The organism is Burkholderia sp. SIMBA_051 (assembly GCF_046534915.1).
GTDB classification, from domain to species: Bacteria; Pseudomonadota; Gammaproteobacteria; order Burkholderiales; family Burkholderiaceae; genus Burkholderia; species Burkholderia ambifaria.
Window position 1 is genome coordinate 13,853 of record NZ_JAWRXS010000008.1, and the last position, 11,462, is coordinate 25,314.

Genomic DNA, 11,462 nt, shown 5'->3' on the forward strand with positions numbered 1-11,462 from the left:
GGGTGTGTTGCGGGGGGTATCGGCTGCTTGCGGGTTGTCGCGATGATGCCACCGCATGCGCCGAGTTTTTCATCGATATCTCGAAGCCATTGGCAAAAGTTTCACTCTGCCGCCCCCCCGTCATCGATCACGCGCCCCCGCATAAAAACGCCGCCACCGCGCCCCAGCCTGCAAAAAACGACCATCCAAACCGCCGCGAATCGCGCGTGCGCGTTTGCAACCCCGCCCGCCTCACAGCAGGAACACGCATTGCGACAAGCACACCTGTTGCCGATCCGGCCGCCGCCCGCACACGCTACCCATGAACCCCACACCGCCCTTCGCTCCTCACATCTACTTCTGCGACGCCCGCCTCGTCGGCCCGCTCGATGCATGGCCCGACACGTTCCAGCACATCGCCGGCATGGGCTTCGACCACGTGCTGATCGGCGGCTTCTGGGCCGCCAGCGTCGCGGGCTTCCCGCGCCACGTCGCTGACTTCCATCGGCCGGCGGCGACGTTCGCGACGCGCGCCGGCGCGCTGGAGACGTTCTCGCGGCTCGCGCAGCTCGCGCACGGCCACGGGCTGCGCGTGCTGCTCGAAGTGGTGCCGGACCGCATCGCGCGCGACAACCCGCTGCGCGCCGAGCATCCGGACTGGTACGTCGAGCGCGCGCACGACGACGCGTTGATCGATCCGCGCAGCGCCGCGCATGAAATGGATGTCGCGCATGCCCAGGTCGGCGAAGACGCCGCGCACGACGCGCTGTCCGCGTGGTGGTGCACGCACCTCGCCACGTTCGCGGATGCCGGTGCGTCGGGTTTCCTGATCGACGCGCCGCATCACCTGCCGGCCGCGTGGTGGCCCGGCTGGCGCGCGGCGCTGCGCCGCGCGCGCCCGGACGTCGCGGTGCTGGCCGGCGTCCCCGGCCATGCGCGCGACGCGCTCGCCCAGCTCGAGGCGGCCGGCTTCGATGCGGTGTTCTCGTCGGTCCGCTGGTGGGACTTGCACGCGCCGTGGTTCGTCGACGAACACCGGCTGCTGCGGCGCATCGGCTCGCCAATCGCGTTTCCCGATGCGATCGACGGCCCGCGCCTCGCCGACAACTGGAACACCGCGCCGGACGAGACGGTCGCCCGCGCGTACCACCGCGCGTTGTGGACCGCCGCCGCGGTCGGCACCGGCTGGCTCGTGCCGATGGGCTTCGAGCGCGGCGTCACGCTGCCGCTGATGGCGCGCGACGCGGACGCCGCACGCTTCCGCGCCGCGCTGGACGACGCGCGCTTCGACCTGTCCGGTGCGATCGCCGACGCGAATGCATGGCGCCGCGCGACACCGCTCGCGGCCGAGCGCGGCGAAATCGCGCAAGTGAGCGCGCCGGGCGCGCGCGCGACGGCGCTGCTGCGCGGCATGGGCCCGTCGCTCGAATACGACGACACGGCACTCCTGGTCGCGCTGAATCCCGATCTCGATGCGCCGACGCACGTCGATCCCGCGACGATCCTGCCCGGCGTGCCGGGCGGCTTCACGCACGTCTCGCCGCCGAACGGCGCGCGCAAGCCTGCGCCCGCCGCGCCGGTCGCGCTGCAAGCCTTCACGCTCGAGCCCGGCGGCTATGCGTTGCTCGACGCACGGCGCGCGCCGCCCGCGCTCGCTCGCACCGATGCGGCGGGCGAGCGCACCGCGCTGTCGGCCGCGCTCGCGGCCGACCGGATCGCGATCGAGCGCGTCGAGCCGGTGGTCGACGGCGGCCGCTTCGCGATCAAGCGTGTGATCGGCGAAACACTGGTTGTGCACGCATCGATCTTCACGGACGGCCACGCGCATCTCGCGGCCGCACTGCAGTGGCGAGCCGACGACGAAGACACATGGCGCGAAGTGCCGTTCGTCGCGGAGCCGAACGATCGCTGGCACGCGTGCATCTCACTCGACCGGCTCGGCCGCCACGCGTTCCGCGTGATCGCATGGCGCGACGACTGGGCATCGCTCGTCACCGATATCACCAAGAAACGCGCGGCCGGCCAGGACGTGACGCTGGAGCTACGCGAGGCGCAACTGCTGCTCGCGACCGCGTTGAAACACGCCGATCCGGCCGACCGGCAGGCGCGCACGCGGATGGAACAGCTCACGGCCGAGTTCAACGACGCATCGCCCGACAAACGGCTCGAACTGCTCGGCGCGCCCGCGCTCGCCGATGCGTACGGCGCGCTGCGCTACCGGCCATTCGTCACGCACGACGATGCGGTCTACCCGGTCGACGTCGAACGCCGCGCCGCGCGCTTCTCAAGCTGGTACGAGATGTTCCCGCGCTCGGCGAGCAACGACCCGCACCGGCACGGCACGTTCGACGACGTGATCGCGCAATTGCCGCGCATCCGCGACATGGGTTTCGACGTGCTGTATTTCCCGCCGATCCATCCGATCGGCACGACGGCGCGCAAGGGCCGCAACAACACGCTGACGGCCGGCCCCGATGACGTCGGCAGCCCGTACGCGATCGGTTCGCCCGAAGGCGGCCACACGGCCGTGCATCCGCAGCTCGGCACGCTCGCGTCGTTCCGCACGCTGGTCGACGCCGCGCATGCGCAGGGGTTGGAAATCGCGCTCGACTTCGCGATCCAGTGCTCGCCCGATCATCCGTGGCTCGCCGCGCATCCGGGCTGGTTCGCGTGGCGGCCCGACGGCTCGCTGCGCTATGCGGAGAATCCGCCGAAGCGCTACCAGGACATCGTGAACCCCGATTTCTATGCGCCGGATGCGCTGCCCGACCTGTGGGTCGCGCTGCGCGACGCGGTGCTGTTCTGGGTCGACGCCGGCGTGCGGATCTTCCGCGTCGACAATCCGCACACGAAGCCGCTGCCGTTCTGGGCATGGATGATCGCGGACGTGCGCGGCAAGCATCCGGACGTGGTGTTCCTGTCGGAGGCGTTCACGCGGCCGGGGATGATGTACCGGCTCGCGAAGATCGGCTTCTCGCAGTCGTACACGTATTTCACGTGGCGCGAGACGAAGCGCGAATTCATCGACTACCTGACCGAGCTGACGGCCGGCCCCGCGCGCGAGTTCTTCCGGCCGAACTTCTTCGTGAACACGCCCGACATCAATCCGCGCCACCTGCAGAACGCACCGCGCTCGCAGTTCGTGATCCGCGCGGCGCTGGCGGCGACGCTCGCCGGGTCGTGGGGCCTGTACTCGGGCTTCGAGATCGGCGAATCGGCGCCGCTGCCCGACAGCGAGGAATACGCGGACGCGGAGAAATACGAGCTGCGCGTGCGCGACTGGCGCAAGGCCGCGCACATCGGCGGCGAAATCGCGCGGCTCAATCGCGCGCGGCGCGACCATCCGGCGCTGCAGACCCACCTCGGCCTCACCTTCGTCGATGCGGACAACGACCAGGTGCTGGTGTTCGTGAAGGCGACGCCCGCGCACGACAGCGTCGTCGCGGTCGCGATCAGCCTCGACCCGTGGCATCCGCAGGCCGCGAATTTCACGCTCGATGCGGCGCTGTGGCGCGGCTTCGGGCTCGTCGACGGCGAACCGCTCGACGCGCTCGAACAGGACGCCGCGCATGCCGAAACCTGGCGCGGGCATCGCCAGTACGTATCGCTCGACCCGCACGTGCGGCCGTATGCGATCTGGCGGCTCGCGCCGTCTCCCGGCGCCGCGCGAGCGGCGGCGCCCGACCCGGCCGATGCCCGGGGCCATTCCGGAGCACACGGATGATGAAACGCGAAGATCCCCTCGACGACGTGCGTCGCGCGCAATTCCCGTCCCTCGCACCGGCCGGCACGCCGCGCCGGCGCCGTTCACGGCGCCGCGCGCCCGCGCTCTGCGCGGACGATCCGCTGTGGTACAAGGACGCGATCATCTACCAGGTACACGTGAAGTCGTTCTACGACTCGAACAACGACGGGATCGGCGACTTCCCGGGCCTGATCATGAAGCTCGACTACATCGCCGAGCTCGGCGTCGACACGATCTGGCTGCTGCCGTTCTATCCGTCGCCGCGCCGCGACGACGGCTACGACATCGCCGACTACCGCGACGTGCATCCCGACTACGGCACGCTCGCCGACGTGCGGCGCTTCATTCGCGAAGCGCACGCGCGCGGCATCCGCGTGATTACCGAGCTGGTGATCAACCACACGTCCGACCAGCATCCGTGGTTCCAGCGCGCGCGGCGCGCGAAGCCCGGCTCGATGCATCGCGACTACTACGTGTGGTCGGATACCGACACGAAATACGCGGGCACGCGGATCATCTTTCTGGATACCGAAACATCGAACTGGACGCACGACCCGATCGCCGGCCAGTACTACTGGCACCGCTTCTACTCGCACCAGCCGGACCTGAACTTCGACAACCCGGCTGTGGTACGCGAGGTGATCCAGGTGATGCGCTTCTGGCTCGATCTCGGCATCGACGGGCTGCGGCTCGACGCGGTGCCGTACCTGGTCGAGCGCGAAGGCACCAACAACGAGAACCTGCCGGAAACGCATGCGATCCTGAAGCGGATCCGCGCGACGATCGACGCCGAGTATCCGAACCGGATGCTGCTCGCCGAAGCGAACCAGTGGCCGGAGGACGTGCAGGAATACTTCGGCGAAGAGAACGAATGCCACATGGCGTTCCACTTCCCGCTGATGCCGCGCATCTACATGTCGATCGCGAGCGAGGACCGCTTCCCGATCATCGACATCATGCGGCAGACGCCGGCGCTCGCGCCGAGCAACCAGTGGGCCGTGTTCCTGCGCAATCACGACGAGCTGACGCTCGAGATGGTGACCGACTCGGAGCGCGACCTGCTGTGGCAGACCTATGCGAGCGACCGCCGCGCGCGGATCAACCTCGGGATCCGGCGCCGCCTCGCACCGCTGATGGAGCGCGACCGGCGCCGCATCGAGCTGATCAACTCGCTGCTGCTGTCGATGCCCGGCACGCCGGTGATCTACTACGGCGACGAGCTCGGCATGGGCGACAACATCCACCTCGGCGACCGCGACGGCGTGCGTACGCCGATGCAATGGTCGTCCGACCGCAACGGCGGCTTCTCGCGCGCGGACCCGGAACTGCTGGTGCTGCCGCCCGTGATGGGCGCGCTGTACGGCTATGACGCGGTCAACGTCGAGGCGCAGACGCGCGACCCGCATTCGCTGCTGAACTGGACCCGCCGGATTCTCTCGACGCGCCGCGCGACGCAGTCGTTCGGCCGCGGCACGATCCGCTTCCTGCGTCCGGACAACCGCAAGGTGCTCGCGTATCTGCGCGAGCTCGAAGGCCACGAGACGGTGCTGTGCGTCGCGAACCTGTCGCGCGCGTCGCAGGCGGTCGAGCTCGACCTGTCCGAATTCGCGGGCCGCGTGCCGATCGAGATGACGTCGGACTCGGCGTTTCCGCCGATCGGGCAGCTCACGTACCTGCTGACCTTTCCGCCGTACGGGTTCCTGTGGTTCGTGCTGTCCGAGCACGGCCGCGAGCCGTCGTGGCGGCAGCCGCACGCGGAGCCGCTGCCCGAATACGTGACGATCGTGATGCGGCGCGGCGACGCGCGGCCGGACGTCGGGCAACTGCACACGCTCGCGCACGATGCGCTTGCGTCGTGGCTCACGCGGCGGCGCTGGTTCGCGTCGAAGGACCGCAAGATCGGCGACGCGTGGCTGAACGTCGTCACGCCGATGCCGGACGAACCGTTCCAGTACGCGGAGGCCTGGGTGTCCGCGAGCGACGGCAGCGTCGAGCGCTATGTCGTGCCGCTCGCCACCGCGTGGGGCGGCGAGACCTCGCATCCGCTGTTCACGCAGCTCGCGCTCGCCCGCGTGCGGCGCGGCCATACGGTCGGCTACCTGACCGACGCGTTCGCGCTGCCGGCATTCGCGCGCGGGATGCTGCGCAAGCTGCGCGACGGCGCGACGGTACCGACGTCCGACGGCGGCCGCCTCGACTTCCTGCCCGAGCACGCGCTGGCCGGCCTCGATCCCGGCGACGAGGCCGAAGTGCGCTGGCTCGCGGCCGAGCAGAGCAACAGCTCGCTCGTGATCGGCGACGCGATCGTGCTGAAACTGGTGCGCAAGGTCGCGCACGGCGTCCATCCGGAAGCGGAGATGAGCCGGCACCTGACGCGGATCGGCTATGCGAACACCGCGACGCTCGCCGGTGAAGTCGTGCACGTCGACCCGGACGGCACGCCGCATACGGTCGCGATCCTGCAGCGCTACGTCGACAACCAGGGCGACGCGTGGACGCGTTCGTTCGACTTCCTGCGGCGCGCGATCGACGAACTCGCGCTGCCGGCCGCGGGCGACGGCGACGCGGCCGAAGTCGACGACGAACCCGATGCGCTGCTCGGCTACGCGGCGTTCGCGGGCATCATCGGCACGCGGCTCGGCCAGTTGCATGTCGCGCTCGCGCAACCGTCCGACGATCCCGCGTTCGCGCCCGAAGCCGCGACGCCCGAGCACGTCGACGGCTGGTGCGTCGATGCGATCGCGTCGTTCGAGCGCGCGCTCGACGTGCTGCGCACGCAGCTCGACAAGCTTGATCCGGTCAACCGCGCGGCGGCGGACACGCTGCTCGCGTCGCGCGACGCGGCCGTGCAGGCCATCGGCGAACTCGTGCCGCGCACGCTCGACGCGCAATGCACGCGCATTCACGGCGATTTCCATCTCGGCCAGGTGCTCGACGTGCAAGGCGACGCGCTGCTGATCGACTTCGAAGGCGAGCCGGCGCGCGCGCTCGACCGGCGCCGCGCGAAATCGCATCCGCTGCGCGACGTGGCCGGCCTGCTGCGCTCGCTGTCGTACGTGAGCGCCACCGCGCAATTCGCGATCGAGAAGGCGCCGCCGCAGACGGCCGGCCGCAAGCGCGCGCTGTTCGACCGCTTCGGGCAGGCCGCCGCCGACCGCTTCGTCGAATGCTATCGCGCGGCCGCCGATCAGGCGCCCGAGCGCTTCGTCGACCCGCGTTACGCGGACCGCCTGCTCGCGCTGTTCCTGATCGACAAGGCGTCGTACGAGCTGTGCTACGAAGCCGCGAACCGCCCCGACTGGCTCGGCGTGCCGGTCGGCGGGCTCGCCGCGCTGATCGAACGCCTGCTCGCGACCGACCGCGCGCCCGACCACGGAGGCAACCGATGACCGACATGCTGTTCGACCGCACCGACATCGACGCGCTGCTCGCCGGCCGCCATCCGGACCCGTTCGCGTGTCTCGGCCCGCACACGGACGCCGGCCGGGTCGTCGTGCGCGCGCTGCTGCCCGGCGCGCAGCGCGTGCGGGCGGTGACGCCCGACGGCGACGAACTCGGCGCGCTCGCGTGCGTCGACGACGCCGGCTGCTTCGCGGGCACGCTCTCGCACGACGGCCGCTACCGGCTGGCCATCGACTGGCCGGACACGCGCCAGATCACCGACGACGCGTACGCGTTCGGCACGCTGCTCGACGAGGCCGCGCTCGCGCGTTTCGCGGCCGGCGACCCGGCCGCCGTGCTCGACTGCCTGGGCGCGACGCCCACGCGCGTCGACGGCGTCGACGGCGTGCGCTTCGCGGTGTGGGCGCCGAACGCGCAGCGCGTATCGGTCGTCGGCGACTTCAACATGTGGGACGGCCGCCGGCATCCGATGCGGCTGCGCCGGCCGTGGGGCGTATGGGAGCTGTTCGTGCCGGGCATCGGCGCCGGCGAACACTACAAGTACGAGCTGCGCGCGGCCGACGGACACGTGCTGCCGCACAAGGCCGACCCGTGCGCGCGCGCGACCGAAGCGCCGCCGCGCACCGCGTCCGTCGTCGCCGACACCGCGGCGCTCGACGCGTTCGCGTGGCACGACGACGGCTGGCTGCACGCGCGGCCGTCCGCGGACCGGCGCTTTCGCATGCCGTGGTCGATCTACGAGGTACATGCGGAATCGTGGCAGCGCGTGCCCGAGGAGATGGACCGCAGCGCGACCTGGGACGAACTCGCCGAGCGGCTGATCCCGTACGTGCGCGGCATGGGCTTCACGCACGTCGAGTTCATGCCGATTTCCGAATACCCGTTCGGCGGCTCGTGGGGCTACCAGCCGCTCGCGCAGTTCGCGCCGTCGGCGCGCTTCGGGCCGGTCGACGGCTTCGCGCGCTTCGTCGACCGCGCGCATGCGGCCGGCATCGGCGTGATCGTCGACTGGGTGCCCGCGCACTTCCCGAACGACGCGCACGGCCTCGCGCAATTCGACGGTAGCGCGCTGTACGAACACGCCGATCCGCGCGAAGGCATGCACCCGGACTGGAACACCTGCGTGTTCAACCTCGGACGCAACGAGGTCGGCGCATTCCTCATCGCGTCGGCGCTCGCGTGGGCGCGCCGCTATCACGTCGACGGGATTCGCGTCGACGCGGTCGCGTCGATGCTGTACCGCGACTATTCGCGCAACGAAGGCGAATGGGTGCCGAACATCCACGGCGGGCGCGAGAATCTCGAATCCGTCGCGTTCCTGCGCACGTTGAACGACACGCTGCACGGTACGCTCGCGCCGCCCGGCGTCGTCACCTTCGCGGAGGAATCGACCGCATGGCCGGGCGTCACGGCGTCGACCGGCGACGGCGGGCTCGGCTTCGACTTCAAATGGAACATGGGGTGGATGCACGACACGCTGTCGTATGTGCGCGAGGATCCGATCCATCGCCGCTATCACCACGACCGGATGACGTTCGGGCTCGTCTATGCGTTCTCCGAACGATTCGTGCTGCCGCTGTCGCACGACGAGGTCGTGCACGGCAAGGGCTCGCTCGCCGTGAAGATGCCGGGCGACGCGTGGCAGCGGCTCGCGACGCTGCGCGCGTACTTCGGCTTCATGTGGGCGCATCCGGGCAAGAAGCTGCTGTTCATGGGCAGCGAATTCGCGCAATGGGCCGAGTTCGCGCACGATGCGACGCCGCACTGGGACCTGCTCGACGCACCCGCGCATCGCGGCGTGCAGCGGCTCGTGCGCGACCTGAACCGCACCTACGCGGCCGAGCCGGCGCTGCACGCGCTCGACTGTCACGCGTCGGGTTTTTTCTGGCTGATCGGCGACGATCGAGACAACAGCGTATTCGCGTTTGCGCGCCGCGACGATACCGGACGCCTCGTCGTCGCGATCTGCAACTTCACGCCGGTGCCGCGCCCCGGCTATCGCATCGGGCTGCCCGCGCCCGGGCACTGGCGCGAACTGATGAACACCGATGCCGCCGTGTATGGCGGCACGAATGCCGGCAACGACGGCGCCGTGTGGACGGAGGACGTGACGTCGCACGGCCAGTCGTGGTCGGCCACCTTGCGCCTGCCGCCGCTCGCGACCCTATGGCTGAGCCCGGCCTGACGCCCGGCGCCCTCGACACGGAGACAATCCCCCCATGCCGACCGCCCTGCCTTCCCGTCTCGAACCCGGCCGCTGCTATCCGCTCGGCGCCACGTGGGACGGCCTTGGCACCAACTTCGCGGTATTTTCCGCGCACGCGCACCGTATACAGCTGTGCGTGTTCGACCCGACCGGCCGCAAGGAACTCGCGCGCCTCGACCTGCCCGAATGCACCGACGAGGTGTGGCACGGCTACCTGCCGAACGCGCATCCGGGCACCGTATACGGCTTTCGTGCGGATGGCCCGTACCAGCCGCAGCACGGCCATCGCTTCAACCCGACCAAGCTGCTGCTCGACCCGTACGCGCGCAAGCTGGTCGGCCAGTTCCGCTGGTCCGACGCGCTGTTCGGCTATCGCGTGCATTCGAATCGCGCGGACCTGTCGATGGACCGCCGCGACTCGGCGCCCGCAATGCCGAAGGCCGTGGTCGTCGACGAGGCGTTCGACTGGCGCAACGACCGGCGCCCGGACGTGCCGTGGCGCAGCACCGTGATCTACGAGACGCACGTGCGCGGCGCGTCGATGCGTCGCGCCGGGCTGCGCGTGCCGGAGCGCGGCACGTTCGCGTCGCTGTCGCATCCGGCGTTCATCGATCATCTGCTGTCGATCGGCGTGACGACGATCGAGCTGCTGCCCGTGCACGCGTTCCTGCAACAGCGTGCGCTGGTGAACCGCGGGCTGCGCAACTACTGGGGCTACGACACGGCCGCGTTCTTCGCGCCGGAGCCGTCGTACCTGACGACGCGGCGGCTCGACGAAATGCGCATCGCGATCCGGCAACTGCATGCGGCCGGCATCGAGGTCGTGCTCGACGTCGTCTACAACCACACGTGTGAAGGCAACGAGCTCGGCCCGACGCTGTCGTGGCGTGGCCTCGACAACGCGAGCTACTACCGGCTGCGGCAGGACGACCGGCGTTACCACGTCGACGAGACCGGCTGCGGCAACACGCTGAACCTGTCGCATCCGCGCGTCGTGCAGATGGTGATGGATTCGCTGCGCTACTGGGCCACCGCGTTCAACATCGACGGCTTTCGGTTCGATCTCGGCGTGACGCTCGGCCGTGAGGATCACGGCTTCGAGCCGGGCGCGGGGTTTTTCGACGCGTTGCGGCAGGACCCGGTGCTCGCGCAGCGCAAGCTGATCACCGAACCGTGGGATCTCGGCCTCGGCGGCTATCAGCTCGGCCGTCATCCGCCCGGCTTCGCCGAATGGAACGACCGCTTTCGCGACACCGTGCGGCGCTTCTGGCGCGGCGACGCAGGCCAGCGTCCGGAACTCGCCGCGCGCCTCGCGGGCTCGGCCGACCTGTTCAACCATCAAAGGCGCCGAACCTGGGCGTCGGTCAATTTCGTCACCGCGCACGACGGCTTCACGCTCGCCGATCTGGTGTCGTATGCGCACAAGCACAACGAGGCCAACGGCGAGGACGACCGCGACGGCCGCGACGACAACTGCAGCGCGAACTGGGGCGTCGAAGGCGCCACCGACGATGCGTCGATCCTCGACCTGCGCGCGCGTGTCGCGCGCTCGATGCTCGCGACGCTGTTTACCGCGCTCGGCACGCCAATGCTCGTTGCCGGCGACGAATTCGGCCGCACGCAGCACGGCAACAACAACGCGTATTGCCAGGATAACGAAATATCGTGGCTCGACTGGGACCTCGCGCACAGCGAAGAAGGCGTCCAGATGATCCGTTTCGTGTCGCGGCTCGCGGCGCTGCGGCGCATGTACCCGGTGATGTCGGCACCGCGCTATCCGTCCGGCGACCGCGACGGCGCGCCGGGCATGCGCGAGATCGGCTGGTTCGACGAACACGGCCTCGAGCTGAGCGTGCCCGCGTGGGAAGACGGCGAGCGCCGCGCGCTGACGATGCGGCGCGTCGGCACCGGCCGCACCGGGCGCACCGAGGCGTTGCTCGTGATGCTGAACGCGTCGGCCGGCACCATCAAGTTCAAGCCGCCCGCGCCGGTGCTCGACTACCGCGTGCTGCTCGACACCGCGACGCCCGACTCCGGCCCGCGCTCGTGGCCGGAGGCCGGCCTCGACGTCGCAGCGCACACGGCCGTGATCGCGGTCGCGGCCGTGCCACCCGACCTGCCCTCGTGAGG

4 protein-coding genes are annotated in these 11,462 nt (G+C 70.0%); all 4 read left to right on the forward strand.

Going from position 1 to position 11,462, the window contains the following annotated elements; genetic code table 11:
- Positions 1 to 301 precede the first annotated feature (301 nt).
- From SB771_RS20375 to glgX, 4 genes are read left to right on the forward strand one after another with little or no spacing between them, the layout of a single operon-like run.
- Complete coding sequence (locus tag SB771_RS20375; protein ID WP_175661230.1) at positions 302 to 3,703, forward strand: maltotransferase domain-containing protein; 3,402 nt, start codon at positions 302 to 304, stop codon at positions 3,701 to 3,703.
- Positions 3,703 to 7,113 carry a maltose alpha-D-glucosyltransferase gene (gene treS, locus SB771_RS20380; protein WP_175661290.1) on the forward strand — a complete coding sequence of 1,137 codons (3,411 nt, stop codon included), beginning with the start codon at positions 3,703 to 3,705 and terminating at the stop codon, positions 7,111 to 7,113. The genes SB771_RS20375 and treS overlap by 1 nt, the downstream gene beginning before the upstream one ends.
- Positions 7,110 to 9,311 (forward strand): 1,4-alpha-glucan branching protein GlgB, encoded by a 2,202-nt coding sequence (gene glgB / locus SB771_RS20385; protein WP_175661229.1) that lies wholly within the window; start codon positions 7,110 to 7,112, stop codon positions 9,309 to 9,311. Before treS ends, glgB begins: the two co-directional genes overlap by 4 nt.
- 34 nt (positions 9,312 to 9,345) lie before the next feature.
- Positions 9,346 to 11,460: a glycogen debranching protein GlgX gene (gene glgX / locus SB771_RS20390; protein WP_175661228.1), complete on the forward strand. Its 2,115-nt coding sequence runs from the start codon at positions 9,346 to 9,348 to the stop codon at positions 11,458 to 11,460.
- Positions 11,461 to 11,462 lie beyond the last annotated feature (2 nt).